Origin of the sequence: Crystallibacter degradans (genome assembly GCF_012952295.1) — a bacterium.
Taxonomy (GTDB): Bacteria; Actinomycetota; Actinomycetes; order Actinomycetales; family Micrococcaceae; genus Crystallibacter; species Crystallibacter degradans.
Genome location: NZ_JABBCH010000003.1, coordinates 62,375 through 86,671 on the forward strand (window position 1 = coordinate 62,375; position 24,297 = coordinate 86,671).

Sequence of the window (24,297 nt, forward strand, 5' to 3'; positions counted from 1 at the left end):
CCGCTGTTTAGCGAGTCTTCTTCTTACCGGCGACGGTGCGCTTCGGGCCCTTACGGGTGCGAGCGTTGGTCTTGGTGCGCTGACCGCGAACGGGCAGTCCACGACGGTGGCGAATACCTTCGTAGCTACCGATCTCAACCTTGCGGCGGATGTCGGCGGCAACCTCACGGCGGAGGTCACCTTCTACCTTGTAGTTGCCCTCGATGTAATCACGCAGCTGCACGAGCTCTGCATCGGTGAGGTCCTTGACGCGGGTGTCCGGGCTGATGCCGGTTTCCGCGACGATCTGCTCTGCACGGGTCTTACCCACGCCGTAGATGTAAGTCAGGGCGATAATTACCCGCTTTTCGCGGGGAATATCTACGCCAGCGAGACGAGCCATATGGCGGTTCTCCTTGTTGTATCCGGAGGTCTGAAGCAATGCATCCCTGTTACCAGGTCCCCGGCCTCCGAGCCCGGGGGTGTGCAGGAAATCCTGCTGCACTGCCTATTGAATTACTACGCGTGGGTAGTTCCTGCTTCGAAGCAGGAAGCTTAGCCCTGGCGCTGCTTGTGGCGCGGGTTCTCGCAGATCACAATGACGTTGCCCTTGCGACGAATCACCTGGCACTTATCACAGATCCGCTTGACGCTCGGCTGGACCTTCATGGTTATCCTTTGCGTTTGCAGTTGTCGCTTGCGTAATTACCTATTACCGCGGTGTCCCGCGGAGCTAAGTCTTTACTTGTAGCGGTAGACGATACGGCCCCGTGAGAGGTCGTACGGGCTGAGTTCCACTACAACACGGTCCTCTGGGAGGATCCTGATGTAGTGCTGACGCATCTTTCCCGAGATGTGAGCAAGCACAACGTGTCCGTTAGTCAGCTCAACGCGGAACATCGCGTTGGGCAGAGCTTCCTGCACAGTGCCTTCAATCTCTATGACACCGTCTTTCTTAGCCATATCCTCCGCTAACGTCAGTAACCACCACTTGCGTGGGGCTAGTTTTTGGGTGTTGCTTGCCACTAGACTTCCGGTGGAATGCGCTCGTTGAGCGGCCCCCGGCCCGGGAACGGGCACGAAAGTAGAGACAACCAACAGATAACTGTACTCCGCGAGCCGCTTTAAGTTAAATCGGGATGCTTTGCAAGTACGACGGCGGGGGTCTCCACAGTCTCGGCACTCGCCACCGCGTCAAGAATGGCAAGGCGGACGGCTTCCGCCGCCAAAATCTGCAGTTCAAGGACCGGGGTCACCGGGCCCTCTTGCACCAGCTGCTTCTCGCCGGTGGCCAGGCCGAAGACCACGTCCCCGTCGCCCAGCGTGTGGGACGGGTTGAGCGCCCGCGCCAGCCCCGCGTGCGAGGCGGACGAAGTGCGCTTGACCTGCGCGGGATCCAGCACGGCGTTGGTAGCTACGACGCACAGCGTAGTGTTCAGCGGCGCCTGGCCGGGTGGTGGAGCCTGAGTATCAGTAGATCGCTGTGTCTGGCCGGGCAGCGGCGGCAGCTCGGGGGCAGCGCGCAAGACCTGTTCCGTGCCGAGTCCGACAGGTGCACCGGCTGCATTGACCACGGCGATCGCGCCGATGACCACTTCGGAGTTGACGCCGCTCATCCGCAGCGAAGCGCTGCCCACTCCCCCTTTATAGCGCTGGTAGTCCAGCGCGGCTCCGGTGCCGGCGCCGGCGTTGCCTCGCTGTACCGGCGCAAAGTCTGGGGAGGCACCTGCTGCAGCGGCGGCGTCGTACCCCATCTGCTCGGTTGGTCGGGCCTTGGCGTCGCCGCCGCGGCCGAGGTCGAAGATGGCTGCCGCGGGCACGATGGGCACCACGCCGGCATCGGTCCGGAAGCCCCTGTCCTGCTCCTCGAGCCAGCGCTGCGCACCGTGGGCGGTAATCAGCCCGAAGGCGCTGCCGCCGGTAAGGACCACCGCATCCACCGTGGGGACCAGCGTGGTCGGGTCGAGCGCATCGGTTTCATGGGTGGCCGGGCCTCCCCCGCCCACGTGCACGGACCCGATGGTTCCCGGCGGCGGCAGCACCACGGTCACGCCGGACAGCCAGCCCTCGCCGATCCGCTGGACCTGGCCGACTTTGATTCCGGGAACATCGGTGATGGAGGAAGTCATGCCTTCACTCTAGAGGGCGGCCCGGATCAGATCGGCGTTGTCGCTGAGCCAAGCTTCGGCCCTGGGCATCCGGTCCTTCACGCCTTCGTCCCACCAGCGCCGGAAGACAGGGTCGGCGTCGGCGGCAGCCTTGGCGGTGAGCGAGGCGTTGCGGCCGCGCTGAATGGCGACGTCAACCAGCCGGCTTCTTTGCTCGGCGTTCATGCCGTAGGCGTCGACGAACAGCCGCACCCGTGCCGGGATGTCCGCTTCCTTCAGCGAGGGCCCCCGGTCTGTCGGATGCAGGAGCGGCGCCCACCAGTAGAGCGCGTTGACGATGTCGGCGACCCGGGTAGTCGGCCTGGCCAGGTCGAAGTCGATCAGGGCCGCCGGAACGCCGTTGCGGAAGACGACATTGCCCGGGCAGTAGTCCTGATGGGAGACCAGTTCGGGCGTAGCGAACAGTGGCTTAACGCCTGGCGGACGGATACCGGGGAGGCTGCCGAACACCGCGCCTTCCGGCGGCGCCCATCCCTGTGCAGCATCATGCAACCGGCGGATGAGCCGGGCCAGCGCGGCCAGTACCTCCGGGCCCGTTGCCTCTGCGGGCAGCGGTTCCACCGGGATGTCGCCCGGGACATAGGAGAGGACTTCCCGTCCGGCGTCGTCGTAACCGAGCGGGACCGGAGCGGCCTCGAAGCCTTGGGCGTGCAAGTGCGCCAAGTACTGCTGGACGGTAGCGGTGAACGGGCGGACCGGACGGCGGACCGTGTCCCCGTTTCTGACCACCTCGGTCCAGCCGCCCTCCCCCAACTGCCGCCCGCCGTCGTCGTTCATTGGATCCTCGATCGTGTGAACCCTTCCACAGCTCCGTCGTGGGGCTTTTGAAACGGCCATTCGTTCGCCCAGCGCCCCGTCCGCCTATCGACAGCAACAACGCCGAAGGCAATAGGACACAATTATCTAATGTTGTCTTGGACCCTGAACACCGAAAGGCGCAACTGAATTGACCGAGGATACCGTCGCATCATCGCCCAACGAACAGGCCGTTGTGAGTGAACAGTCAACAGTTGTCCCGCTCCCATGGTCCTCTAGGATTCTTGCAATGCCCTACATGCCAGGTGGTGGCAAGAACCAGGTCCAGACCTTGGAGACGTTATTGTCAGCTGTCGTTACCCAGGAAGGGCGCGTTGCCGCCATGGTGGACTTGGGCGACGGAGTTCAACGCGAGCTCCGTGACGCTGTGAAACAGGTCGCACCGGCAGGGCTTATCGCCCATCTGGATCGAGAGCACTTGGACGTATCTGAGGAGGCGCGGTTATGGATGTATTCACGTGACCCCCATGACCTCCTCGCAATCTTCCACCGTCATGTGCGATTCGTCGGTGAACTCCTCCATGCCCTTGCAGATGGGGCTAGGACGGTGCGAGAACTAATGGATGTGGCAGCGAGGGAGTACCAGTTGCAGTGGACGACACTGGATCAGGTCCGAAGACGCGTCACCTGGATGTCGGCTTTGGGGCTAGTGGAGTACAAAACCAACACGCACATCGGATTGACCGACGCTGGGCGGAAGGCGGTGACTGGCTTGCAACTTGGCGGCCCCGAGCAAAGGCCACGGACGGCAGCAACCGTCACGAACGTCCCTGAGCCGCCTCAACCGATCGCTGCGCTCGTCAAGGGCCTGACACCGGAGGTCCTGATGGGCAGAAACTCGTCCCTTGGGTACATACCACGCGGGAACGGTGAAACCGAGATTGTCGAATCCCTATACCTGCTGGTCAATGCTTCATCCCCAAGCATCTCAAGGGCCGACCTACTCGCCTTTGCACAAAGAACTTTCGAATTGTCTGAGAGCTCCTTCAGCGCTGTCATGACAACCCTCAATAAGTCAGGCCTCCTCGAACAGACCGGGTTTAATATTTACTCCCCGTCCGAGCCCGCCACCGCATGGCTGGAGACTCAAAGCACCTTAGACCTCGTGCTCATCCTGCACCGCAGATTCCTGTTCATGCTAGAGATCATTCCGTTGCTGGCAGAGTTTGATAGGGCTCCCGACCTCGCTCGGGCTGCGTACGCGCACTACGGTATGGCAAGGGTGGATGTTGGAGGGGTCAGAACCCGACTTCAGCTTCTCAAGGCAGCCGGCCTCATCGAGGAGCGTGCTAACTGGAGGTACCAGCCAACGCCGTTGGGAGAACGCATTGCCCTCGAAATTCCTATACAGACTGCTTTAGACGAGTATGACGACGAGACCAATGGTTTTGACCAGCCGTCGAGAGACCACGGCCCGTCGCCGGCAAACAAATTGGCTCTCGAGTTGGAATCTGCGGCAGTGGCCGGCGATTCCCCGATCCGTTTGGAGAAGGCTGTGGCTGAATCCTTCTCCTACCTGGGATTCGAGGCGCGGCACATCGGAGGTGGAGGTAAGACAGATGTGCTCGCCACCGTCGATAATCCCGACGGGAAACCGGTGCGGGTGATTCTTGATGCGAAGGCTGCCCGCAGTGGGACGGTTAATGAAGGAGCAGTCTCTTTCGACACTCTCTCGGAGCATAAGGAGAAGCACCACGCCGACTTCGTCGCCCTCGTCGGGCCAGGTTTCGATAGTGGCCGTGTCCGCGCTCGGGCCGAACAAAACGGCGTTGCCCTCGTCACGGTGAATGAACTCTGCCGGACACTTCGACGACATGAAACGACGCCACGGTCCCCCTCTGCTTACCTGGGTCTCGTGGATTCCCGCCCAGGGGCGCGAAAGGACCTTGAAAGTGGGTGGTCGCATGCCGAGCGCCGGATCATGCTGCTCTCTCAGGTCGTGGCAGTGCTCGCTCAGGAAGCCCGTGAAGCAGATGATGTAACGCACGGTGCCCTATCTGCGGACCAGATCTACCTCATCGTCAGGGACGAAATCGACCCCCGGCCCTCAACCAAAGACATCGAAGAGGTATTGCAATTTCTCGAACACCCCCTGATCGCTTCCATTGCCCACGCGACTGGAAGTGCGGGACGATCCATCACCTATCGGCTGATCGATGCCCCGGGGTTGGTCGCAGCCAAGGTTGAGGCGCTCGGACGAAGCATCGCCCGCGTTGATATGGAGAACTAACTCGCTGCGCGTGAAACGCCCACATTAGTGCGCGTTGGCCAGTTCGGTCCGCAACTCCTCTTCAAGGGCAGCGAGTGCCTCGGCAGCGCCCACGATGGCCTGGATTTGCTCGGCCGGAAGCTTCAGCAGGGCCGTGCTGATGGATCCGGACCACGCTTCCTCAATGAGCCTCTTGTTTTTCTGTGCCTTTTCACTCGGGTGCAGCAAGGCCAGCCGACGGTCGGTCGGGCTGGTTCTCCGCTCAACCAGCCCGCGGTCAGCCAGCGCCTTCACGGCAGCGCTGGCATTACTCTGGCGCAACCCCAGTTGCAGGGCAAGCTCTGAAACGGTCAGGCCCGGTTCCCGGTGGACGCGCATGAGCACCACCAGCTCGGAGGTGGGCAGCGGATCAAGGCCGGCCGCCGAGGGAAGAATGCGGTGGATGGTCCAGGAAAGGGAGTGGAGCAGCGAGCCCAATTCGTGGGAGGGAACGCTGGTTGTGGTCAACGGCATAGCCCAATCTTAGTCCACATCTTGATATATATATAAAAACATAATTAAGTTGGAGGCCAACCCAATTCTCTTCCTGGTTAGGAATCCCGCTATGACCATGGCTCCCCCACGCGATGCCCCACGTTTGACGGGCGCGGTGATCGGGGTGCTGGCCCTGCTGACCGCGGTGAGCCCGCTTGCCACCGACATGTACCTGCCGGCCTTCCCGCAAATGGCAAGCGACCTGGGGGCTTCGGCCACCAGCATCCAGTTGACCCTGACGACGTTCCTGATCGGGCTGGCGCTCGGCCAGCTAATCATCGGTCCCTTGTCCGACGGCACGGGACGGCGGAAGCCGCTGCTGATCGGCACTGCCATCTGCCTGCTGGCCAGCATCGGCACTGCCGTTGCGCCCAGCGTCGAACTCCTCATCACAGCGCGCTTCGTGCAGGGTTTGAGCGGCGCCGCAGGCGTGGTGCTCGCCCGCGCCGTTATCTCCGACTCCGCCAAGGGTATCCAGGCTGCCAAGGTGCTGGGGGTCATGATGATCATCCTTGGCATTGCTCCGGTTCTGGCTCCGGTGCTCGGCGGCGCCATCATCGCCGGCTTGGGCTGGCGCGGTGTCTTCTGGGTGGTTGCGTTCCTGGTTGCCCTGATGTTCATCGCCGCACTGTGCTTCATCAAGGAAACGCTCCTGGCGTCCGAGCGCCAGGGCGGCGGGCTCAAGGCCATGCTCCGCAGCGGCAGGACCGTGCTCGCCAACCGGAACTACGTGGGCTACCTGGTCACCTTCTGTTTCGCCTTCGGCGCCATGTTCGCCTACATTTCGGCGTCGCCGTTTGTCCTGCAGAACATCCTGGGCCTGTCCACCACCACGTACTCGCTGGTCTTCGGGCTCAATTCCCTGGCCATCATGATCTCCGCGATCATCGCCACCAAGCTGGCCGGGCGCGTGGACTTCCGCAAGATGCTGGGCGGTGGCGTCATCGCCCTCGTCCTGGCAACCCTAGCCCTGCTAACAGTGGTGTTCACCGGCGTCGCGATGACCCCCACCCTGCTGCTGCTCTTCGTCTTCCAAGGCTCGCTGGGGTTCATCTACGGCAACGCCACCGCCCTTGCCCTGGGTGAAGCGCGGCACCACGCGGGCACCGGCTCGGCGTTCCTCGGTGCTTTCCAATTCATCCTTAGCGCCGCGGTTTCCCCGCTCGTCGGATTGGCGGGCGAGCACGATGCCCGCCCCATGGCGATCGCCATGGCCTTAGCCGCGCTCATCTCCGCAGCCGGCTTCTTCCTGCTGACCTGCAGCCGCTCCACTGAGGCGAGCGACGCCGAAACAGAGCCTGCCCAGCCCGAAATGAGCGAAGCGGCAGCCCGCTGACTCAGAGCTTGGTGACGTCGATGGTGCCGGGCTTCATGTCGATGGCTTCGCAGAACTGCTCGACGTTGGCGGGCAGACCGTCCGGCGTGGCGAAGACGGCGTAGCGCCAGTCGTCCCGGATGCAGGTCACCATGGCCGGCGGCTCGTTTCCCGGCGACTGCTGGTCCTGCCCTTCCAGCGGTGCTTCGCTCCAGAGTGCCCCGCAGAGTTCCTGCGGGTCGATCCGCTGCGGCACGCCGGACAGGTCCACCATGACGCTGCCGTCCGGATTGGTGCCCACTATCTCGCCGCCGCTGGCAAAGCCGGCCTCCTGCTGCGGGACATCGGGTGTGGAGCCCATGTAGCAGATGGCGGTGAAGCGCTTCTGGTCGTCGGTGAGGTTCAGAATGGCAAAGCCCGCGGTGGCGGAACCGGCCAGCACCGGCACGGCGACCGCGGCGGTGAGCACCCGCCGTCGTCGTTTGTGGCGGGCGATGTCCTGCGTAATCCGGGCACTCAGCGCCGAGCGCACCCGCGCTTTACTGACCTGGAGTTCGTCCATTCCTATTCACCTTCTTCCGCTGTGAGCACGTCCGAAAACTGGTTCTTCAGCCGGGTGCGCAGGCGCAGCACCCGGTTCTTGACCGCGGCCTTGGTCAGGCCGAGTTCCTTGGCAATATCACCGTGCGGGCGGCCGCCGACGAAGTGGACCAGGAAGATCCGCTGGTCTGCTTCCGGCATGGCCGACACCGCGCGGTGGACCCGGTTGAGGGTGTCCTGCGCGATGACTTTCTCTTCGGTCGAGACCTCGGCAAGAACGCGCCCGATGTCCAACCGGTCGATGTCCAGCATGTGCTGATTGCCCTTTTTGCGCAGGTGGTTCGCCGCCAAGTATTTGGCTGTGGTGTAAAGCCACGGAAAGACAGAGCCGTTGATGCACTTGATCCGCTTCGCCTTCTCCCACATGAGGAAGAACGTTTCCTGCGCCAGCTCCTCCGCGGCCCCGACGTCGCCGGTGATCCTGCCCAGGTACCGCAGCACACCGTCGGCATGGCGATCGTAGAGCACACCGAACGCGTCTTCGTCCCTGCGCCCGCACCGCCGGAGCAGCGCGGACTCATCCGGCGGCGCTTCGGCCGCCGGCTCGTCATTGGCTGCCATTTAGCCGAAGAAACTGGCTGACGAAGCCCGGTCATTGAAGGCACCGATCCAGCTCGAGAACCGGTAGTCACCATAGGTCGCCCCTTCGCCGTCGCGGTTTTCGTGCAGCCGCACCGTGCAGCCGTTGTAGCCGCGGAAGGATGTCACCCGGTCATTCCAACCGACATCGGCCAGATTGATGAAGGCCGAGCCGCCTGCGGAGCAGCCCCCGTAGTTCAGGATCCGGTATGAGGCGCCGGAGTACCCAGCGTTCGCGTACACAATTCCCGCCGTAACCAACGACGACGACGACGGCGCCTCCTCGGTCACGGGCGCCGGCTCAGCTGCTGGCTGGGTTGCCATCGCGGGCTCTGCTGTTGCCAGCGATGCCGCGGCCGGTTCGACGGTTCGCTGCGTGGCCGCTGCCGGCTCCATCGTCTGGGTCCTTGTGGCCTGCTGGTCCACACCGAGCTGCTCCAGCGCCGTGTCCAATGCGGCTTCAGTTCCATAGCATTCGGACGCGGAGGTAGCGGCGTTGAACCAGCAATGTTCCGCCCCGGTGGACTGCTGAACCGAGGTTGTCTCCGAGGTTCCGGCGGGAGCCGGGCTGGCGGCGACCGCCGGAACGGCGCCTATTCCCATCAGTCCTGCTGTGATCACTGCCGCGAAGACGGCATGCTTGCGCTGTTTCAGTACTTTGCGGCCCATAATTCCACCATATAAGAGCCCCTTCCCGGGCTCCTAAAGCCCTGTGGATTGGAAGGAAAAGGGTGTGGCCGGCCAACGGAGCGGTGAGCCGTTCGCTCCCACCGCCCCGCGGCCATACCCTCGATGACCCTCTCTCCATGCAATGCATCCTGACGGGCCAAGGCCGTTCGTTCCTCAGCCGGAATCAGGTCCCTTGCGGGCCATCTACTTGCTTAATGTGCCGGGGACGCAAAAGGTCTCGCCTGGAATGAAAGTTTTTTCATCCCGGGCGAGACCCGCGGAACGTAACGCTCGAAGGCCAGCCAACGGCCGCCGTCGTTCGCTTGAAAATTGGGGCCGGTCAGTCCAGCGGAACCGGTGTGACGCCCAGCGGCGCCAGTTTGGCAGCGCCACCATCTTCGGCGGTGAGAACCCAGATGCCCTTGTCGTGCACGGCTACCGTGTGTTCCCACTGGCATGAGCGCGAGGCGTCGGTGGTGACGACGGTCCAGTCATCGTCCAAGGTTTTGGTCTCGATGTCTCCGCGGACCAGCATGGGTTCGATGGCCAGGCACAGGCCCGGACGGATCTTCGGCCCGCGGTGGCCGGTGCGGTAGTTCAGCACGTCCGGCGCCTGGTGCATGGCGGTGCCGATGCCGTGGCCCACGTAGTCCTCGAGGATGCCCAGCGGCTTGCCCTCGACGCTGCTGACGTAGTCATCGATGGCGTTGCCGATGTCGCCGACGCGCGAGCCGTTGGCCAGGGCAGCGATCCCCCGCCACATGGCCTCCTCGGTCACGTCGGAGAGCCGCTGGTCTTCGGGATCGGCCGTACCCACGATGACGCCCCGTGCGGAGTCCCCGTGCCAGCCGTCGATGCTGCAGCCGCCGTCGATGGAGAGGATGTCCCCGTCCTGGAGAACCCTGGGGCCGGGGATGCCGTGGACAACTTCCTCGTTCACCGAAACGCAGACGGTGGCCGGGAATCCGTGGTAGCCCTTGAAGTTGCTCTTGGCGCCGGCCTCATTGATCACGGCTTCGAAGGCAGCGTCCACATCGCTGGTGGTGGCACCAACGACGGCGGCGGCCACCGCAGCGTCGAGGGCGCGGCTGACCACCAGACCCGCTTTGCGCATTTTGCGGATCTGGTCCTTGGTCTTGTACTCGATGCTGGGCTGGCCGAATGCCATGGTTTCTGTGTTCCTTCTGTTCTGCGAAATGCCGCAGGCCCCGTCCAACGAATCCGAAGGATCAGGGCCTGGGCCTAGGTTGGAGCGGCAGCTCCGTTGACTAAGCGGTAACGCTCTTAAGCGCGTCCATAATGCGGTTGGTGACATCGTCGATGGCGCCCAGTCCGTCTACCTTGGTCACGATGCCGCGTCCCTGGTAGCGGGAGACGACTGCCTCGGTCTGCTCGTGGTACAGGTCCAGACGGTGCCGGATGACGGTTTCGTTGTCATCGGCGCGGCCTTCCTGCTCCGCGCGGCCCAGCAGGCGCTTGACCAGTTCCTCGTCGTCGGCAGTCAACTGCAGGACAACGTCCAGCTGGTCTTCGCTCTCGGCCAGGATGCTGTCCAGCTCATCCACCTGTGCCGTGGTCCGCGGGTAGCCATCGAGGAGGAAGCCCGGTTCGACGTCGTCCTTGGAAAGGCGGTCGCGAACCATGTTGTTGGTGACGCTGTCCGGGACGAAGTCGCCGTTGTCGATGTACTTCTTGGCTTCGAGGCCCAGCGGGGTCTCTTCCTTGACGTTGGCGCGGAAGATATCACCGGTGGAAATGGCGACGATGCCCAGCCGCTCGGAGATACGTGATGCCTGGGTTCCTTTGCCGGATCCGGGCGGGCCGATAATGAGCATCTTTGTCATCGCAGTAGTCCTTCATAGTGACGTTGCTGTAGCTGGGCATTTATCTGTTTCACGGTTTCCAGACCAACACCAACCATGATGAGGATCGAGACGCCGCCAAACGGGAAGTTCTGGTTCGCGTTGATCAGCACCAGGGCGATCAGCGGAATCAGAGAAATCACGCCGAGGTAGAGCGCGCCCGGAAGGGTAATCCGGGACAGCACGTAGGAGAGGTATTCCTCGGTGGGGCGGCCGGCCCGGATCCCCGGGATGAAACCGCCGTACTTCTTCATGTTGTCCGCCACTTCTTCAGGGTTGAAGGTGATGGCCACATAGAAGTATGTGAAGAAAACGATCAGGCCGAAGTACACGGCCATGTAGACCGGGTGGTCGCCGCTGACCAGGAAGGTGTTGATCCAGTTGACCCATTCCGGCGGCGGGGTGGTGCCGTCCGTCGGGGTGTTGAACTGGGCTACCAGCGAGGGCAGGTAGAGCATCGACGAAGCGAAGATGACCGGGATAACGCCGGCCATGTTCACCTTGATCGGAATGTAGGTGCTGGTGCCGCCCAGCGTGCGGCGGCCGATCATACGCTTGGCGTACTGGACCGGGATGCGGCGCTGGGACTGCTCCACGAAGATGACCGCGGCCACGGTGAAGAGGCCGATGATGATCACGCCGATGAAGATGTTGACGCCCTGTGCGCGCAGGATTTCACCCAGCGAGCTCGGGAAGCCTGCGGCGATGGAAACGAAGATCAGCAGGGACATGCCGTTGCCGACGCCCTTTTCCGTGACCAGTTCGCCCATCCACATGATCAGGCCGGTACCGGCCGTCAGGGTCAGGATGAGCAGCACGATAACCATCAGGCTGTCTTCCGGGATGATCGGCACCGGGCAGTCGCCCAGGAGGGCGCCGGAGCGGGCCAGCGAGACGAGTGTGGTGCCGTTGAGCAGGCCAAGGGCTATGGTCAGGTAGCGGGTGTACTGGGTCAGCTTGGACTGACCCTGCGCGCCTTCCTGATGCAGCTCCTGGAAGCGGGGAATGACCACCCGCAGCAACTGCACGATGATGCTCGCCGTAATGTACGGCATGATGCCGAGGGCAAAGATGGACACCTGTAGCAGGGCGCCGCCGCTGAAGAGGTTGACGAACTGGTACAGCCCGCCGCTGGTGTTGCCGAGCGCCAAGCATTGCTGCACGTTTCCGTAATCAACACCGGGGGCAGGGATGAAGGCACCCAGGCGGTAGATGGTGATGATACCGAGGGTGAACAACAACTTGCGCCGCAGGTCCGGCGTCCGGAAAACCCGGCCAATTGCGCTGAGCAAGCGTCCTCCTGAAAAGTCTTTGATGCCGCCGAGCGGCGATGCACAAGAACCGAGTCTATCTGCTCGGCCGCGTCCGGAATAACTCGCGGACTAAAAAGTAAACTGCCTTTAACCCAACGAAACTCTTGGTGGCCGGAATACACCGACCACCAAGAGTTTAGTCATTGGTTGTGAGAGATCACTACCGAAGCCGTTTGGCTACAGCTCCGTGACGGAACCGCCGGCGGCGGCAATCTTCTCAGCAGCACTGGCGGAGAAGGCGTGAGCCTTCACATCAACCTTGACGGTGATGTCGCCGGTGCCCAGAACCTTGACGAGCTGGTTCTTGCGAACCGCGCCCTTTTCGACCAGGTTATCCACGGTGACCTCGCCACCCTCGGGGAACAGCTCGTTGAGCTTATCCAGGTTCACAACCTGGAATTCCACCTTGTACGGGTTCTTGAAGCCACGCAGCTTCGGCAGGCGCATGTGCAGCGGCAGCTGGCCGCCCGCAAATCCTGCCTTGACCTGGTAGCGCGCCTTCGTACCCTTGGTACCACGGCCGGCAGTCTTACCCTTGGAGCCTTCACCACGACCAACACGGGTCTTGGCGGTCTTGGCACCGGGGGCAGGACGCAGGTGGTGGACCTTCAGAGTGTTGTTCTCTTCTGCCATCTCTACTTCGCCTCCTCGACCTTTACCAGGTGAGAAACAGTGTTGAGCATGCCCACGGTCACGGCATCGGCGTTACGGACAACGGTGTGTCCGATACGCTTCAGGCCCAATGAACGCAGCGTGTCGCGCTGATTCTGCTTGCCGCCAATGACGGACTTAATCTGGGTGATTTCCAACTGTGCATCAGACGCAACCAAGTTGTTACGAGTCGTCTGGATCATTACGCACCTGCCTTTTGCTGCTGCATTGCGCGGAGCAGGATCGGAGGAACAACCTCATCCAGCGGCAGGCCACGACGGGCTGCTACTGCCTGAGGCTCTTCGAGACGGCGCAGTGCGTCTACCGTTGCGTGCACAATGTTGATCGCGTTGGCCGAGCCGAGCGACTTCGAGAGCACATCGTGGACACCGGCACACTCGAGTACGGCGCGGACCGGGCCACCGGCGATAACACCGGTACCGGCAGCGGCCGGACGGAGCATGACGACGCCTGCAGCGGCCTCACCCTGGACACGGTGAGGCACCGTGCCGCCGATGATCGGGACGCGGAAGAAGGACTTCTTGGCTTCTTCAACACCCTTGGCGATTGCTGCGGGAACTTCCTTCGCCTTGCCGTAACCAACGCCGACCAGGCCGTTGCCGTCGCCGACAACTACCAGAGCGGTGAAGCTGAAGCGACGACCACCCTTGACGACCTTGGAAACACGGTTGATGGTGACGACGCGCTCGAGGTACTTGTCCTTCTCGGCGTCGCGTGCGTTGTCGCGGCCACCACGGCCACCACGCTCGCCACGGCCACCGCGGTCGCCACGCTCTCCACGACGGCCGCCGCGGCGGTCATCCTGGGAAGAAGCAGCTTTATCGGCGGTACCCGCGGCTGCGGTGGTCTCAGTTGCTTCAGTCACCTGAGTATCCTTTTCGTTATTCTCTGCGGTCACAGTGCCAGCCCACCTTCACGTGCGCCTTCGGCAACAGCTGCGACACGGCCGTGGTACTTGTTACCACCACGGTCGAAGACAACGGCCTCGATGCCGGCAGCCTTGGCGCGCTCGGCTACGAGCTCGCCAACGCGCTTGGACTTAGCGGTCTTGTCGCCTTCGAATCCGCGCAGATCAGCTTCCATGGTGGAAGCCGAAGCCACGGTGATGCCCTTGCTGTCATCGACAACCTGGACGAATACGTGGCGTGCGGAGCGGTTGACTACCAGACGCGGACGGACCGCGCTGCCGGTGATGCGCTTACGGACGCGCAGGTGGCGGCGGCCGCGTGCAGCGGACTTGCTCTTACCCTTAATTCCGAGAGCCATGGTTACTTACCAGCCTTTCCGACCTTGCGGCGGATCTGCTCGCCTGCGTAACGGATGCCCTTGCCCTTGTAGGGGTCCGGCTTCCGCAGCTTGCGGATGTTGGCAGCAACCTCGCCGACCTGCTGCTTATTGATTCCCGATACAGAGAGCTTGGTCGGACCCTCTACTGCAAAGGTGATGCCTTCGGGTGCCTTGATGGCAACCGGGTGGCTGTAGCCCAGGGCGAACTCGAGGTCCGAGCCCTTGGCCTGTACGCGGTAACCGGTTCCAACAATCTCGAGGTTCTTCTTGTAGCCTTCGGTCACACCGATGATCATGTTGTTGATCAGGGTGCGGGTCAGGCCGTGGAGGGACCGGGATTCGCGCTCGTCGTTCGGGCGGGACACGGTCAGCGTGCTCTCGTCCAGGGCCACCTGAATCGGGGAAGCAACCGCGTGGGTCAGTTCTCCCTTGGTGCCCTTGACGGAGACAACGTTGCCGTCGACCTTAACCTCTACGCCGGCGGGAACGGTGATGGGGAGACGTCCAATACGTGACATTTTATCTCTTCCTTTCCGTTACCAGACGTAAGCGAGGACTTCGCCGCCCACGCCCTTCTTGCCGGCCTGACGATCAGTCATCAGCCCGGAAGAGGTGGACAGGATTGCGATACCCAGGCCACCCAGCACGTGCGGCAGGTTGGTGGACTTCGCGTAAACGCGGAGACCGGGCTTGGAAATGCGGCGGATACCGGCGATAGAACGCTCGCGGCTCGGGCCGAACTTCAGTTCGATGGTCAGCTTCTTGCCAACCTCAGCTTCCTCTTCCTTCCAGCCGGCGATGTAGCCTTGCTCCTTCAGGATGTCGGCAACGCGTGCCTTGAGTTTGCTGTACGGCATGGACACGGATTCGTGGTAAGCCGAGTTTGCATTGCGCAGACGAGTCAGCATGTCTGCGACAGGATCTGTCATAGTCATTGTGGGCTCTTGCCCTTCCTCGTAACGGTTTCCTTGTTCCGGCAGGCTCAACCAGCGGAACGGGACCTTTTACGTAGTTGAATTAATCTTCGGTCTTGAACGGGAAGCCAAGCGCCTTGAGCAGCGCACGACCCTCGTCGTCAGTCTTTGCGGTAGTCACTACAGTGATATCCATACCGCGGACGCGGTCGATCTTGTCCTGATCGATCTCGTGGAACATCGCCTGTTCGGTCAGACCGAAGGTGTAGTTACCATTGCCATCGAACTGCTTGCCGTTGAGGCCGCGGAAGTCGCGGATACGGGGCAGTGCCAGGCTGACCAGGCGGTCAACGAATTCCCACATGCGGTCGCCGCGCAGTGTTGCGTGCGCACCGATCGGCATGCCTTCGCGCAGCTTGAACTGTGCGATCGACTTGCGGGCCTTGGTGACCTGGGGCTTCTGGCCGGTGATCTGGGTCAGATCGCGCACTGCACCGTCAATGAGCTTGGAGTCCTTGGCGGCATCTCCAACACCCATGTTCACAACAACCTTGACAAGGCGCGGAACCTGGTTGACGTTGACGTAATTGAACTCGTCGCGCAGAGTCTGCTTGATCTCTTCTGCGTAACGGGTCTTCAGACGGGGGACGATCTTGGTGACGGTCTCAGTCATTACAGATCCTTCCCGGAGCTCTTGGCAACGCGGATACGCACAGTGCGCTCACGGCCATCACGCTCGACGGTCTCGGTGCGGTAGCCAACGCGGGTCGGCTTTTTGGTCTCGGGGTCAACAACGGCAACGTTGGAGATGTGCAGCGGGGCCTCTACGGTCTCGATGCCACCGGTCTTCGTGCCGCGCTGCGACTGACCGACCTTGGTGTGCTTGGTGACGGTGTTTACGCCTTCAACCAGTACGCGGTTGGTCTCCGGGAAAACCTTGAGGACCTTGCCCTGCTTGCCGCGGTCGCCGCCGCGTTCCTGCTTGGCACCGGTGATGACCTGAACCAGGTCACCCTTCTTGATCTTGAACTTTGCAGCCATGAACTACAGCACCTCCGGAGCAAGCGAGATGATCTTCATGAACTTCTTATCGCGAAGCTCACGGCCAACCGGGCCGAAGATACGGGTACCGCGGGGGTCGCCGTCGTTCTTCAGGATCACTGCAGCGTTTTCATCGAACTTGATGTAGGAACCGTCCACACGACGGCGTTCCTTCTTGGTACGAACGATGACAGCTTTGACGATGTCACCCTTCTTGACGTTGCCGCCGGGAATTGCGTCCTTGACGGTGGCAACGATCACGTCGCCAATGCCTGCGTAGCGACGTCCGGATCCACCGAGAACGCGGATGGTCAAGATTTCCTTGGCACCCGTGTTGTCGGCGACCTTAAGCCGCGACTCCTGCTGAATCACTTATTACTCCTGTCGTCGCGCTGGTTCTCATCATGTGAGCCTTGCGGAACGGATATGGGATACCCCCACCCCGTGCTCCCCCTGCCCGCGCGCAAGTGCGGACCGAAGGCGGAAGTGGGAATTTGCCTATTCTGTCCATACGGAAAGGTGGATAGTCTTTCCAAACGGCACAGGCAAGATTACTAGTTTATTACTAAGACACCCCAGACGCGAAATTCACCGGTTTTTCCCGAGAACTAAGCGGCCAGGGGCTCGTATTTTTCAAGAGGATCGCTCCCCTTCAAACCCGGTCCCGACCGGCTTGCGGCATCTGCCGCAAACCAGCTATGGGCGGGAAATCTAAGGGGTCGGGCCCGCCCGTCGAAACGGACGGGCCCAACCGTAAACCCTAGGGTCTACTTGGCCTTTTCGACGATCTCGACCAGACGCCACCGCTTGGTAGCGGACAGCGGCCGAGTCTCGGCGACGACGACCAGGTCGCCGATGCCGGCGGTGTTCTGCTCGTCATGGGCCTTGATCTTGGAGTTCCGACGAAGAACCTTGCCGTAAAGGGCGTGCTTCTTGCGGTCTTCGATCTCGACGACGATGGTCTTATCCATCTTGTCCGAGACAACGTAGCCGCGGGCGGTCTTCCGGTTGCCACGAGCCTGTGCTGCTTCAGTCACAGATGCTTCCTTCTCACTCATTTGGCATCATCCTCGGTGGCCGGAGTCTCTGCATCTTCTGCAGGCTCAGCCTTCTTGGACTTCTTTGCCTTCTTCTCGGTCTTAGCTTCCTCAACGGGAGCTACGACGTCGGGGCGGATGCCCAGCTCGCGCTCACGCAGCACCGTGTAGATGCGGGCGATGTCGCGCTTGACTGCCTTGAGGCGGCCGTGGTTCTCCAGCTGACCGGTGGCGGACTGGAAACGGAGGTTGAACAGTTCCTCCTTGGCCTTGCGCAGCTCTTCTGTGAGACGGTCCTTATCGAAAGTCTCGAGCTGGTCAGTTGCCAATTCTTTTGAACCAATTGCCATTTCTATTCACCACCTTCGCGACGCACAATGCGTGCCTTCAACGGGAGCTTGTGGATCGCCAGGCGCAGTGCCTCGCGAGCTACCTCTTCACTGACACCGGAGAGTTCGAACAGAACCCGGCCCGGCTTGACGTTGGCAACCCACCACTCCGGCGAACCCTTACCGGAACCCATACGGGTTTCGGCCGGCTTCTTCGTCAGGGGGCGGTCCGGATAAATGTTGATCCAGACCTTACCGCCACGCTTGATGTGGCGGGTCATAGCGATACGGGCTGCTTCGATCTGCCGGTTGGTGACGTATGCAGGCGTAAGCGCCTGGATACCCCACTCGCCGAAGCTGACCTGGGTGCCGCCCGTTGCAGCGCCGGAACGACCCGGGTGGTGCTGCTTACGGTGCTTGACTCGACGTGGGATAAGCATTTAAGCCTGTCCTCCTTCGGCAGCCGGAGCGGCAGCTGCTTCAGCAGCCGGAGCCTCGGCCTTGGGAGCTGCATCGGCCGAAGCCGGCGCAGGACGGTCATTACGACGACGGCGTTCGCCACCGCGGTCTGCCGGGCCGCGGCCCGGACGGTCTCCGCCACGGCCGCGGGACGGAGCTGCAGCCTGCTGCGCAGCCAGTTCCTTGGCAGTAACGTCGCCCTTGTAGATCCAGACCTTCACGCCGATGCGGCCGAAGGTGGTCTTGGCTTCGAAGAAGCCGTAGTCGATGTTCGCGCGGAGGGTGTGCAGGGGCACACGGCCTTCGCGGTAGAACTCCGAACGGCTCATTTCGGCGCCACCCAGGCGGCCGGAGCACTGAACGCGGATACCCTTGGCGCCGGCCCGCTGTGCGGACTGCATTGCCTTCTTCATCGCGCGGCGGAAAGCCACGCGGGAAGTCAGCTGCTCGGCGATGCCCTGGGCAACGAGCTGTGCTTCGATCTCGGGGTTCTTGACCTCAAGGATGTTCAGCTGTACCTGCTTGCCGGTCAGCTTTTCGAGCTCGCCGCGGATGCGGTCAGCTTCTGCACCGCGGCGGCCGATAACAATACCGGGGCGTGCGGTGTGGATGTCCACGCGGACACGGTCACGGGTGCGCTCGATCTCAACCTTGGCAATACCTGCCCGCTCCATGCCCGTGGACATAAGCTGGCGGATCTTGACGTCTTCGCGAACGAAGTCCTTGTAACGCTGGCCGGCCTTGTTGCTGTCAGCGAACCAGTGGGAAACGTGGTCGGTGGTGATACCGAGTCGGAATCCGTGCGGGTTTACTTTCTGTCCCACTTACTGGTCCTCCTCTTTCTCCGGGGTAGCGACAACAAGTGTGATGTGGCTGGTCCGCTTGTTGATGCGGTAGGCGCGGCCCTGGGCACGCGGCTGGAACCGCTTCATGGTCGGGCCTTCATCGACAAATGCTTCGCTGATGTACAGGTCGCTCTCGTCAAAGGCGACGCCGTCACGGTCCGCGAGAACGCGGGCGTTGGCGACTGCCGATGCGAGTACCTTGCTGACCGGCTCTGAAGCTGCCTGCGGGGCAAACTTCAGAATTGCCAGAGCCTCATTCGCCTGCTTGCCACGAACAAGGTTGACGACGCGCCGGGCCTTCATAGGCGTCACGCGAATATGGCGCGCAATAGCCTTGGCTTCCATTGCTTTCCTTCTCTCGTCTTCTGCCGTACGAGCAGGCGCCTAGCGGCGCTTGCCCTTACGGTCGTCCTTCACATGGCCGCGGAAAGTCCGCGTCGGGGCGAATTCGCCGAGCTTGTGCCCGACCATCGACTCGGTGACAAACACCGGAATGTGCTTGCGTCCGTCGTGTACGGCGATCGTGTGCCCGAGCATGTCGGGGACGATCATCGAACGGCGGGACCACGTCTTAATGACGTTCTTGGTGCCCTTTTCGTTCTCTGCAGCTACCTTGACAAAGAGGTGCTGATCGACGAAGGGGCCTTTCTTCAGGCTGCGTGGCATGTCTCCAGGCTCCTATCGCTTGTTCTTGCCAGTACGACGGCGACGCACAATGAGCTTGTCGCTTTCCTTGTTGGGGCGGCGGGTGCGGCCCTCAGGCTTACCGTTCGGGTTGACCGGGTGGCGTCCACCGGAGGTCTTACCTTCACCACCACCGTGCGGGTGGTCGACCGGGTTCATGGCCACACCGCGGACGGTCGGGCGAACGCCCTTCCAGCGGAGGCGGCCGGCCTTGCCCCAGTTGATGTTGGACTGCTCGGCGTTGCCGACCTCACCGATGGATGCGCGGCAGCGCACGTCAACGTTGCGGATTTCGCCGGAGGGCAGACGGACCTGGCCGTACTTGCCTTCCTTGGCAACGAGCTGTACCGAGGCACCGGCGGAGCGGGCCATCTTGGCACCGCCGCCAGGACGCAGTTCAACAGCGTGGATAACAGTACCCACGGGGATGTTGCGCAGCGGCAGGTTGTTGCCGGGCTTGATGTCGGCGCTGGCGCCGGCCTCAACAACGTCGCCCTGCTTCAGCTTGGCTGGAGCAAGGATGTAACGCTTGGTGCCATCAACGTAGTGCAGCAGTGCGATACGGGCGGTACGGTTCGGATCATATTCGATCTCGGCAACCTTGGCCGGCACGCCGTCCTTGTCGTGACGACGGAAGTCGATCAGACGGTAGGCGCGCTTGTGGCCACCACCCTTGTGGCGGGTAGTGATCTTACCGGAGTTGTTACGGCCGCCCGACTTGGTCAGGGGACGAACCAACGACTTTTCCGGCGTCGATCGCGTGATTTCAGCGAAGTCGGCAACGCTAGAGCCGCGTCGGCCCGGCGTAGTCGGCTTGTGTTTACGGATTCCCATAGTTTATTTCCTCGTTAAAGTGGTCTCCGCTTAAGAAAGCGGACCGCCGAAGATGTCGATTGTGCCTTCCTTCAGGGTGACAATTGCGCGCTTGGTGTTCTTGCGCTGTCCCCATCCGAAACGGGTGCGCTTGCGCTTCCCGGCACGGTTGATGGTGTTGATCGAGTCGACCTTGACGGAGAAGATTTTCTCCACGGCCAGCTTGATCTCGGTCTTGTTCGAGCGCGGGTCGACCAGGAAGGTGTACTTACCTTCGTCGATCAGGCCGTAGCTCTTCTCCGAAACGACGGGTGCAATGACGACGTCGCGGGGATCCTTTGCGGTGGTCGCGCTCACTTGGCGTCCTCCTTGTTGACGAAAGCCTCGTAGGCTGCCTTGGTGAAGACCACGTCGTCGGAAACCAGCACGTCGTAGGTGTTCAGCTGATCTACGTAGATCGTGTGAACTTCCGTGATGTTGCGCAGGCTCAGGGCCGCAACATCGTTGGCGCGCTCGATAACAACGAGCAGGTTCTTACGGTCAGAGATAGACCGCAGGGACTCGAGGGCACCCTTGGTGTTCGGCTTCTCGCCGGCAACCAGGGACTCGAGAACGTGGATGCGGCCGTTGCGTGCCCGGTCGGACAGGGCGCCGCGCAGGGCAGCAGCCTTCATCTTCTTGGGGGTGCGCTGGCTGTAATCGCGCGGGGTCGGACCGTGGACAACGCCACCGCCGGTCATGTGAGGTGCACGGATGGAACCCTGACGGGCGCGGCCGGTGCCCTTCTGCTTGAACGGCTTGCGGCCTGCACCCGAAACCTCGGCGCGGGTCTTGGTCTTATGCGTGCCCTGGCGGGCGGCAGCGAGCTGCGCGACGACAACCTGGTGCAGCAGCGGCACGTTGGTCTGTACGTCGAAGATCTCTGCAGGCAGATCGACATTTACAGTGTTAGCCATTGAACTAGGCTCCCTTCACAGCGGAACGGACGAGAACGACCGAGCCGCGGGCACCGGGAACGGCACCCTTGATCAAGAGCAGCGACTTCTCAGTGTCCACAGCATGAACGGTCAGGTTCAGTGTGGTGTGGCGGACGGCGCCCATGCGGCCAGCCATCTTGAGGCCCTTGAAGACGCGGCCCGGGGTGGATGCGCCACCGATGGAACCGGGCTTGCGGTGGTTCTTGTGGGCACCGTGGGAGGCACCAACACCATGGAAGCCGTGACGCTTCATAACACCGGCGAAGCCCTTACCCTTGGAGGTTCCGACGACGTCGACCTTCTGGCCGGTCTCGAAGGTCTCCACGGAGAGCTCCTGGCCCAGCTCGTAGGTGTCTGCATCTGAGGTGCGCAGTTCAACTACGTGGCGGCGGGGGGTAACACCGGCCTTCTCAAAGTGACCAGCCAGCGGCTTGGACACCTTGCGGGGGTCGATCTGGCCGAAGCCGATCTGGACGGCGGTGTAACCATCAACATCTGCATTGCGCAGCTGAGTGATGACGTTGGAGTCAGCCTGGACGACAGTTACCGGCACAAGGCGGTTGTTCTCGTCCCAGACCTGGGTCATGCCGAGCTTGGTGCCCAGCAGTCCCTTTACCTGGCGTGTAGTGGTAGACATATTTATCCGCACTCCCCTACAGCTTGATTTCGATGTTCACGTCAGCAGGCAGGTCAAGACGCATGAGCGAGTCAACGGCCTTCGGCGTGGGGTCAATAATGTCGATCAGACGCTTGTGAGTACGCATTTCAAAGTGCTCACGGCTGTCCTTGTACTTGTGCGGCGAACGAATAACGCAGTACACGTTCTTCTCGGTGGGCAGCGGCACGGGGCCGACTACCGTTGCGCCTGCACGCGTGACCGTCTCAACGATCTTCCGTGCTGAAACATCAATGACCTCATGGTCATATGACTTCAGACGGATGCGGATTTTCTGTCCCGCCATGGCGTCTCCGCTCTCTTTCTCAGTGCTGCTCTGTTAATTTCCGGTCTGCGCCCCTCCGGCCGGATCAAGTCCATGCCTGGCGCTCCTCCAACAGACTGAATCCGGAAATTTCCGGGTTCCTCACCCTGCCGAGGCTCCGACCCCCGCGCTCGGGCGTGTCGCGAATATTCTGCGCACGAAACCCATGCAAAATTGGGGCGGGTTATATTTGGGCTTCTCCGCCTAAGTGGAACCTGACCCTGGCCCCGGGCATTATCCCGGGCGGGACGCGGTTTCGCACGACGACATAAGGAAGCGCTTGAACAACTCATCTAGTGTGGCAGATATCGGCATGAAACGCCAATCTGCGCCGGGTTGCCGGGCATCTGCACCGGCCGGGTATACACTCCGGTCCGACCTGAACATCCAATGTGTTCTCTTCCCCAGCATAGCCATTTGTCTGCACACGCCAAAAATTGCCGTGACGTGACGGGCTTGAAGTGAGATGCTTCTGATTATCGACGGCTCCTTCGGCCGCCGCCTGCTTGTTCTAAGGACATAGTCATGGGCATGACACCGCAGAGCCTTGCAGCACTGATCCCGCCGGACTTCACGCTGGGAGTTGCCACGGCCGCCTTTCAGATCGAAGGTGCCGTGGCCGAAGACGGCCGCGGGCCCTCGGGCTGGGACGCCTTCTCCCAGCAGGATGGCCATATCGTCAACGGTGACCGGGCCGACGTCGCCTGCGACCACTATCACCGGATGCCCGAAGACGTTGAACTGCTGCATGCCCTGGGCGTCGACTCGTACCGCTTCTCCCTTTCCTGGCCGCGTATCCAGCCGGACGGCCGCGGTCAGGTCAACCAGGCGGGCATCGATTTCTACGACCGGCTCCTCGATCAGTTGCTGGAGCGTGGCATCTCCCCCATGTGCACGCTCTACCACTGGGATACCCCGCTGCCACTCGAGCAGGCCGGCGGATGGCTCAACCGCGATACCGCTTACCGACTGGCCGACTTCGCAGGCCTCGCCGCGGAGGCCTTCGGCGACCGGGTCCACCGCTGGGTCACTATCAATGAGCCCACCACCGTAACCCTCAACGGCTATGCCCTGGGCATCCATGCCCCGGGTTATCCGGGCCTGTTCGAAGCCTTGCCGGCAGCGCACCATATGATCCTGGCCCACGGGCTGAGCATCCAGGCGCTGCGCAGTGCCAATGTTCCCGGTGAGCTGGGCATTACCAACGTGTATTCCCCCGTGGTCTCCGCCCGCGGCGGCTTTGCCAATGACCTGATGGTGGAGCTCTTCGACATCCTGCACAACGCAATGTTCTCCGACCCGGTCCTGCTGGGCCGGTACTCGGACTTCAATCCGCTGCTGACACCGTTCCTGCATTACCTCACAGATGTTTCCCCGGAGGATCTGGCGATCATGAGCCAGCCGCTGGATTTCTACGGGCTCAACTACTACTTCCCGACCAGGATTGCGCCCGGCTCGGGACCTAACACCGGTCCAGATGCCATTCCGGAGGGGGTGCCGGAGCACATGCTCGAGGACAGTCCGGACCTGCCCTTCCACATCACCGGCTGGCCGCAGTACGATCGCACGGCTTTCGGCTGGCCGATCGCGCCGGAGTACCTCGCCGTGGCCCTGACGGAAATGGCGAACAGGTATCCGGGGTTACCGCCGGTCTTCATCACCGAGGGCGGCGCCAGCTTTCCGGATGTTGTGGTCCAGGATGCCCTGACATTGGAGCCACACGTTGCAGATGTAAACCGCATCAGCTACCTCGGTGACCATCTGGCGGCGGCCCTGAACGCCACCGCTCCCGGCGGACCTGCCGAGTCGATCGACCTGCGGGGCTATTACGTGTGGACGCTGATGGACAACTTCGAGTGGGCCGCCGGCTACAGCCAACGCTTCGGGCTGGTGTACGTGGACTTCGAAACCCAGCAGCGCATTCCGAAGTCCTCCTACAACTGGCTGCAGGAAATCACCTCGCTACGGGCTGCCGACACCAGCAGTCTCCGTCGCTGATGTGCCGGCGACGGCAGTCCGCAGCCTCCGACGCAGCATCGGCCGGCACTTCGCGCCCCGACCGCGTACGCGCTTAGCGTTCGCCGTCCTGGTTGGCGCGACGGATCCGCTTGGCCCGGTCGATTTCATGCCGGAAGTACTTGCGGCCCCACACGGCGGCCCCGGCTACAGCCACCACAATGCCGATAACGATCCAAAAGACTATCCACTCCATGGT

General features: G+C 62.0%; 36 protein-coding genes. 3 read left to right on the forward strand and 33 right to left on the reverse strand.

What is annotated here, in order from left to right; all coding sequences use genetic code 11:
* Positions 1 to 7 precede the first annotated feature (7 nt).
* From rpsM to HGO92_RS06920, 5 genes are all read right to left on the reverse strand, one after another.
* A complete protein-coding gene (gene rpsM, locus HGO92_RS06900; RefSeq protein WP_074701314.1) occupies positions 8 to 382 on the reverse strand; it encodes a 30S ribosomal protein S13 in 375 nt (124 codons plus the stop codon).
* A 152-nt stretch (positions 383 to 534) separates the two neighbouring features.
* A complete protein-coding gene (gene rpmJ / locus HGO92_RS06905; protein WP_005267758.1) occupies positions 535 to 648 on the reverse strand; it encodes a 50S ribosomal protein L36 in 114 nt (37 codons plus the stop codon).
* A 72-nt stretch (positions 649 to 720) separates the two neighbouring features.
* Complete coding sequence (gene infA, locus HGO92_RS06910) at positions 721 to 942, reverse strand: translation initiation factor IF-1 (protein WP_005267757.1); 222 nt, start codon at positions 940 to 942, stop codon at positions 721 to 723.
* 161 nt (positions 943 to 1,103) lie between these two features.
* Positions 1,104 to 2,108 (reverse strand): P1 family peptidase, encoded by a 1,005-nt coding sequence (locus HGO92_RS06915; protein ID WP_169993207.1) that lies wholly within the window; start codon positions 2,106 to 2,108, stop codon positions 1,104 to 1,106.
* Between the two features lie 9 nt (positions 2,109 to 2,117).
* Positions 2,118 to 2,924 carry a phosphotransferase enzyme family protein gene (locus HGO92_RS06920; protein WP_205834269.1) on the reverse strand — a complete coding sequence of 269 codons (807 nt, stop codon included), beginning with the start codon at positions 2,922 to 2,924 and terminating at the stop codon, positions 2,118 to 2,120.
* 169 nt (positions 2,925 to 3,093) lie between these two features.
* Between HGO92_RS06920 and HGO92_RS06925 the strand changes: the two genes are divergently transcribed.
* Positions 3,094 to 5,193 carry a restriction endonuclease gene (locus HGO92_RS06925; protein WP_169993209.1) on the forward strand — a complete coding sequence of 700 codons (2,100 nt, stop codon included), beginning with the start codon at positions 3,094 to 3,096 and terminating at the stop codon, positions 5,191 to 5,193.
* Between the two features lie 24 nt (positions 5,194 to 5,217).
* Here the strand turns inward: HGO92_RS06925 and HGO92_RS06930 are convergent, their stop codons facing one another.
* Positions 5,218 to 5,685, reverse strand: coding sequence for a MarR family winged helix-turn-helix transcriptional regulator (locus HGO92_RS06930; protein ID WP_169993211.1), 468 nt, complete (start codon positions 5,683 to 5,685; stop codon positions 5,218 to 5,220).
* Between the two features lie 91 nt (positions 5,686 to 5,776).
* On the opposite strand from HGO92_RS06930, the gene HGO92_RS06935 reads away from it, so the two are divergent.
* Complete coding sequence (locus HGO92_RS06935) at positions 5,777 to 7,042, forward strand: multidrug effflux MFS transporter (RefSeq protein ID WP_169993213.1); 1,266 nt, start codon at positions 5,777 to 5,779, stop codon at positions 7,040 to 7,042.
* 1 nt (position 7,043) lies between these two features.
* Here the strand turns inward: HGO92_RS06935 and HGO92_RS06940 are convergent, their stop codons facing one another.
* The 26 genes from HGO92_RS06940 to rpsJ form a co-directional block, all read right to left on the reverse strand.
* Positions 7,044 to 7,583, reverse strand: coding sequence for a hypothetical protein (locus HGO92_RS06940; RefSeq protein WP_169993215.1), 540 nt, complete (start codon positions 7,581 to 7,583; stop codon positions 7,044 to 7,046).
* A 2-nt stretch (positions 7,584 to 7,585) separates the two neighbouring features.
* Positions 7,586 to 8,182: an RNA polymerase sigma factor gene (locus tag HGO92_RS06945; RefSeq protein ID WP_169993217.1), complete on the reverse strand. Its 597-nt coding sequence runs from the start codon at positions 8,180 to 8,182 to the stop codon at positions 7,586 to 7,588.
* On the reverse strand, positions 8,183 to 8,869 hold the full coding sequence (locus HGO92_RS06950; RefSeq protein ID WP_169993219.1) for a beta/gamma crystallin family protein: 687 nt from the start codon (positions 8,867 to 8,869) through the stop codon (positions 8,183 to 8,185). It abuts the gene before it with no gap.
* Between the two features lie 340 nt (positions 8,870 to 9,209).
* On the reverse strand, positions 9,210 to 10,037 hold the full coding sequence (gene map, locus HGO92_RS06955; protein WP_169993220.1) for a type I methionyl aminopeptidase: 828 nt from the start codon (positions 10,035 to 10,037) through the stop codon (positions 9,210 to 9,212).
* Between the two features lie 100 nt (positions 10,038 to 10,137).
* Positions 10,138 to 10,713, reverse strand: a complete 576-nt coding sequence (locus HGO92_RS06960; RefSeq protein WP_169993222.1) for an adenylate kinase — start codon at positions 10,711 to 10,713, stop codon at positions 10,138 to 10,140.
* Entirely contained in the window at positions 10,710 to 12,023 is a 1,314-nt protein-coding gene (gene secY, locus HGO92_RS06965) for a preprotein translocase subunit SecY (protein WP_169993223.1), read from the reverse strand. The genes HGO92_RS06960 and secY overlap by 4 nt, the downstream gene beginning before the upstream one ends.
* A 198-nt stretch (positions 12,024 to 12,221) precedes the next feature.
* On the reverse strand, positions 12,222 to 12,677 hold the full coding sequence (gene rplO, locus HGO92_RS06970) for a 50S ribosomal protein L15 (RefSeq protein WP_169993225.1): 456 nt from the start codon (positions 12,675 to 12,677) through the stop codon (positions 12,222 to 12,224).
* A gap of 2 nt (positions 12,678 to 12,679) precedes the next feature.
* Positions 12,680 to 12,898 (reverse strand): 50S ribosomal protein L30, encoded by a 219-nt coding sequence (gene rpmD, locus HGO92_RS06975; RefSeq protein ID WP_139005753.1) that lies wholly within the window; start codon positions 12,896 to 12,898, stop codon positions 12,680 to 12,682.
* Positions 12,898 to 13,614, reverse strand: a complete 717-nt coding sequence (gene rpsE / locus HGO92_RS06980; RefSeq protein ID WP_169993227.1) for a 30S ribosomal protein S5 — start codon at positions 13,612 to 13,614, stop codon at positions 12,898 to 12,900. Before rpsE ends, rpmD begins: the two co-directional genes overlap by 1 nt.
* Positions 13,611 to 13,982, reverse strand: a complete 372-nt coding sequence (gene rplR, locus HGO92_RS06985; RefSeq protein WP_074701300.1) for a 50S ribosomal protein L18 — start codon at positions 13,980 to 13,982, stop codon at positions 13,611 to 13,613. Before rplR ends, rpsE begins: the two co-directional genes overlap by 4 nt.
* Before the next feature lie 2 nt (positions 13,983 to 13,984).
* The gene (gene rplF / locus HGO92_RS06990) at positions 13,985 to 14,521 is read right to left on the reverse strand and encodes a 50S ribosomal protein L6 (RefSeq protein WP_169993229.1); all 537 of its coding nucleotides are present in this window, start codon (positions 14,519 to 14,521) and stop codon (positions 13,985 to 13,987) included.
* Between the two features lie 18 nt (positions 14,522 to 14,539).
* On the reverse strand, positions 14,540 to 14,938 hold the full coding sequence (gene rpsH / locus HGO92_RS06995) for a 30S ribosomal protein S8 (protein WP_074701298.1): 399 nt from the start codon (positions 14,936 to 14,938) through the stop codon (positions 14,540 to 14,542).
* Between the two features lie 82 nt (positions 14,939 to 15,020).
* The gene (gene rplE, locus HGO92_RS07000; RefSeq protein ID WP_074701297.1) at positions 15,021 to 15,590 is read right to left on the reverse strand and encodes a 50S ribosomal protein L5; all 570 of its coding nucleotides are present in this window, start codon (positions 15,588 to 15,590) and stop codon (positions 15,021 to 15,023) included.
* On the reverse strand, positions 15,590 to 15,958 hold the full coding sequence (gene rplX, locus HGO92_RS07005; protein WP_074701296.1) for a 50S ribosomal protein L24: 369 nt from the start codon (positions 15,956 to 15,958) through the stop codon (positions 15,590 to 15,592). Before rplX ends, rplE begins: the two co-directional genes overlap by 1 nt.
* 3 nt (positions 15,959 to 15,961) lie before the next feature.
* Complete coding sequence (gene rplN, locus HGO92_RS07010) at positions 15,962 to 16,330, reverse strand: 50S ribosomal protein L14 (protein ID WP_074701295.1); 369 nt, start codon at positions 16,328 to 16,330, stop codon at positions 15,962 to 15,964.
* A 395-nt stretch (positions 16,331 to 16,725) separates the two neighbouring features.
* A complete protein-coding gene (gene rpsQ, locus HGO92_RS07015; protein WP_074701294.1) occupies positions 16,726 to 17,016 on the reverse strand; it encodes a 30S ribosomal protein S17 in 291 nt (96 codons plus the stop codon).
* Positions 17,013 to 17,345, reverse strand: a complete 333-nt coding sequence (gene rpmC / locus HGO92_RS07020) for a 50S ribosomal protein L29 (RefSeq protein WP_169993231.1) — start codon at positions 17,343 to 17,345, stop codon at positions 17,013 to 17,015. Before rpmC ends, rpsQ begins: the two co-directional genes overlap by 4 nt.
* Positions 17,346 to 17,347: 2 nt before the next feature.
* On the reverse strand, positions 17,348 to 17,764 hold the full coding sequence (rplP, locus tag HGO92_RS07025) for a 50S ribosomal protein L16 (protein ID WP_074701292.1): 417 nt from the start codon (positions 17,762 to 17,764) through the stop codon (positions 17,348 to 17,350).
* The gene (gene rpsC, locus HGO92_RS07030; RefSeq protein ID WP_169993233.1) at positions 17,765 to 18,607 is read right to left on the reverse strand and encodes a 30S ribosomal protein S3; all 843 of its coding nucleotides are present in this window, start codon (positions 18,605 to 18,607) and stop codon (positions 17,765 to 17,767) included.
* Positions 18,608 to 18,973: a 50S ribosomal protein L22 gene (gene rplV, locus HGO92_RS07035; protein WP_074701290.1), complete on the reverse strand. Its 366-nt coding sequence runs from the start codon at positions 18,971 to 18,973 to the stop codon at positions 18,608 to 18,610. It lies immediately after the preceding gene.
* 39 nt (positions 18,974 to 19,012) lie between these two features.
* On the reverse strand, positions 19,013 to 19,294 hold the full coding sequence (gene rpsS / locus HGO92_RS07040; protein WP_074701289.1) for a 30S ribosomal protein S19: 282 nt from the start codon (positions 19,292 to 19,294) through the stop codon (positions 19,013 to 19,015).
* A gap of 12 nt (positions 19,295 to 19,306) precedes the next feature.
* Positions 19,307 to 20,146, reverse strand: a complete 840-nt coding sequence (gene rplB / locus HGO92_RS07045) for a 50S ribosomal protein L2 (protein WP_169993234.1) — start codon at positions 20,144 to 20,146, stop codon at positions 19,307 to 19,309.
* A 30-nt stretch (positions 20,147 to 20,176) separates the two neighbouring features.
* Complete coding sequence (gene rplW, locus HGO92_RS07050) at positions 20,177 to 20,482, reverse strand: 50S ribosomal protein L23 (protein WP_139005744.1); 306 nt, start codon at positions 20,480 to 20,482, stop codon at positions 20,177 to 20,179.
* On the reverse strand, positions 20,479 to 21,081 hold the full coding sequence (gene rplD / locus HGO92_RS07055) for a 50S ribosomal protein L4 (protein ID WP_169993236.1): 603 nt from the start codon (positions 21,079 to 21,081) through the stop codon (positions 20,479 to 20,481). Before rplD ends, rplW begins: the two co-directional genes overlap by 4 nt.
* A 4-nt stretch (positions 21,082 to 21,085) precedes the next feature.
* Entirely contained in the window at positions 21,086 to 21,739 is a 654-nt protein-coding gene (gene rplC / locus HGO92_RS07060; protein ID WP_169993238.1) for a 50S ribosomal protein L3, read from the reverse strand.
* Positions 21,740 to 21,755: 16 nt separating this feature from the next.
* Positions 21,756 to 22,064 carry a 30S ribosomal protein S10 gene (rpsJ, locus tag HGO92_RS07065; RefSeq protein WP_003803825.1) on the reverse strand — a complete coding sequence of 103 codons (309 nt, stop codon included), beginning with the start codon at positions 22,062 to 22,064 and terminating at the stop codon, positions 21,756 to 21,758.
* Positions 22,065 to 22,607: 543 nt separating this feature from the next.
* On the opposite strand from rpsJ, the gene HGO92_RS07070 reads away from it, so the two are divergent.
* Entirely contained in the window at positions 22,608 to 24,080 is a 1,473-nt protein-coding gene (locus HGO92_RS07070) for a GH1 family beta-glucosidase (RefSeq protein WP_169993240.1), read from the forward strand.
* 73 nt (positions 24,081 to 24,153) lie between these two features.
* Here HGO92_RS07070 and HGO92_RS07075 read toward each other — a convergent pair whose 3' ends face one another.
* The gene (locus HGO92_RS07075) at positions 24,154 to 24,294 is read right to left on the reverse strand and encodes a hypothetical protein (RefSeq protein ID WP_169993242.1); all 141 of its coding nucleotides are present in this window, start codon (positions 24,292 to 24,294) and stop codon (positions 24,154 to 24,156) included.
* Between the last annotated feature and the right edge of the window lie 3 nt (positions 24,295 to 24,297).

Bases quoted from the DNA above. Each gene is read 5' to 3' on its own strand.
- rpsM (WP_074701314.1), bottom strand. From the start codon at position 382: ATGGCTCGTCTCGCTGGCGTAGATATTCCCCGCGAAAAGCGGGTAATT.
- rpmJ (WP_005267758.1), bottom strand. From the start codon at position 648: ATGAAGGTCCAGCCGAGCGTCAAGCGGATCTGTGATAAGTGCCAGGTG.
- infA (WP_005267757.1), bottom strand. From the start codon at position 942: ATGGCTAAGAAAGACGGTGTCATAGAGATTGAAGGCACTGTGCAGGAA.
- HGO92_RS06915 (WP_169993207.1), bottom strand. From the start codon at position 2,108: ATGACTTCCTCCATCACCGATGTTCCCGGAATCAAAGTCGGCCAGGTC.
- HGO92_RS06920 (WP_205834269.1), bottom strand. From the start codon at position 2,924: ATGAACGACGACGGCGGGCGGCAGTTGGGGGAGGGCGGCTGGACCGAG.
- HGO92_RS06930 (WP_169993211.1), bottom strand. From the start codon at position 5,685: ATGCCGTTGACCACAACCAGCGTTCCCTCCCACGAATTGGGCTCGCTG.
- HGO92_RS06935 (WP_169993213.1), top strand. From the start codon at position 5,777: ATGACCATGGCTCCCCCACGCGATGCCCCACGTTTGACGGGCGCGGTG.
- HGO92_RS06940 (WP_169993215.1), bottom strand. From the start codon at position 7,583: ATGGACGAACTCCAGGTCAGTAAAGCGCGGGTGCGCTCGGCGCTGAGT.
- HGO92_RS06945 (WP_169993217.1), bottom strand. From the start codon at position 8,182: ATGGCAGCCAATGACGAGCCGGCGGCCGAAGCGCCGCCGGATGAGTCC.
- HGO92_RS06950 (WP_169993219.1), bottom strand. From the start codon at position 8,869: ATGGGCCGCAAAGTACTGAAACAGCGCAAGCATGCCGTCTTCGCGGCA.
- map (WP_169993220.1), bottom strand. From the start codon at position 10,037: ATGGCATTCGGCCAGCCCAGCATCGAGTACAAGACCAAGGACCAGATC.
- HGO92_RS06960 (WP_169993222.1), bottom strand. From the start codon at position 10,713: ATGACAAAGATGCTCATTATCGGCCCGCCCGGATCCGGCAAAGGAACC.
- rplO (WP_169993225.1), bottom strand. From the start codon at position 12,677: ATGGCAGAAGAGAACAACACTCTGAAGGTCCACCACCTGCGTCCTGCC.
- rpmD (WP_139005753.1), bottom strand. From the start codon at position 12,898: ATGATCCAGACGACTCGTAACAACTTGGTTGCGTCTGATGCACAGTTG.
- rplR (WP_074701300.1), bottom strand. From the start codon at position 13,982: ATGGCTCTCGGAATTAAGGGTAAGAGCAAGTCCGCTGCACGCGGCCGC.
- rplF (WP_169993229.1), bottom strand. From the start codon at position 14,521: ATGTCACGTATTGGACGTCTCCCCATCACCGTTCCCGCCGGCGTAGAG.
- rpsH (WP_074701298.1), bottom strand. From the start codon at position 14,938: ATGACTATGACAGATCCTGTCGCAGACATGCTGACTCGTCTGCGCAAT.
- rplE (WP_074701297.1), bottom strand. From the start codon at position 15,590: ATGACTGAGACCGTCACCAAGATCGTCCCCCGTCTGAAGACCCGTTAC.
- rplX (WP_074701296.1), bottom strand. From the start codon at position 15,958: ATGGCTGCAAAGTTCAAGATCAAGAAGGGTGACCTGGTTCAGGTCATC.
- rpsQ (WP_074701294.1), bottom strand. From the start codon at position 17,016: ATGAGTGAGAAGGAAGCATCTGTGACTGAAGCAGCACAGGCTCGTGGC.
- rpmC (WP_169993231.1), bottom strand. From the start codon at position 17,345: ATGGCAATTGGTTCAAAAGAATTGGCAACTGACCAGCTCGAGACTTTC.
- rplP (WP_074701292.1), bottom strand. From the start codon at position 17,764: ATGCTTATCCCACGTCGAGTCAAGCACCGTAAGCAGCACCACCCGGGT.
- rplV (WP_074701290.1), bottom strand. From the start codon at position 18,973: ATGGAAGCCAAGGCTATTGCGCGCCATATTCGCGTGACGCCTATGAAG.
- rpsS (WP_074701289.1), bottom strand. From the start codon at position 19,294: ATGCCACGCAGCCTGAAGAAAGGCCCCTTCGTCGATCAGCACCTCTTT.
- rplB (WP_169993234.1), bottom strand. From the start codon at position 20,146: ATGGGAATCCGTAAACACAAGCCGACTACGCCGGGCCGACGCGGCTCT.
- rplD (WP_169993236.1), bottom strand. From the start codon at position 21,081: ATGGCTAACACTGTAAATGTCGATCTGCCTGCAGAGATCTTCGACGTA.
- rplC (WP_169993238.1), bottom strand. From the start codon at position 21,739: ATGTCTACCACTACACGCCAGGTAAAGGGACTGCTGGGCACCAAGCTC.
- rpsJ (WP_003803825.1), bottom strand. From the start codon at position 22,064: ATGGCGGGACAGAAAATCCGCATCCGTCTGAAGTCATATGACCATGAG.
- HGO92_RS07070 (WP_169993240.1), top strand. From the start codon at position 22,608: ATGGGCATGACACCGCAGAGCCTTGCAGCACTGATCCCGCCGGACTTC.
- HGO92_RS07075 (WP_169993242.1), bottom strand. From the start codon at position 24,294: ATGGAGTGGATAGTCTTTTGGATCGTTATCGGCATTGTGGTGGCTGTA.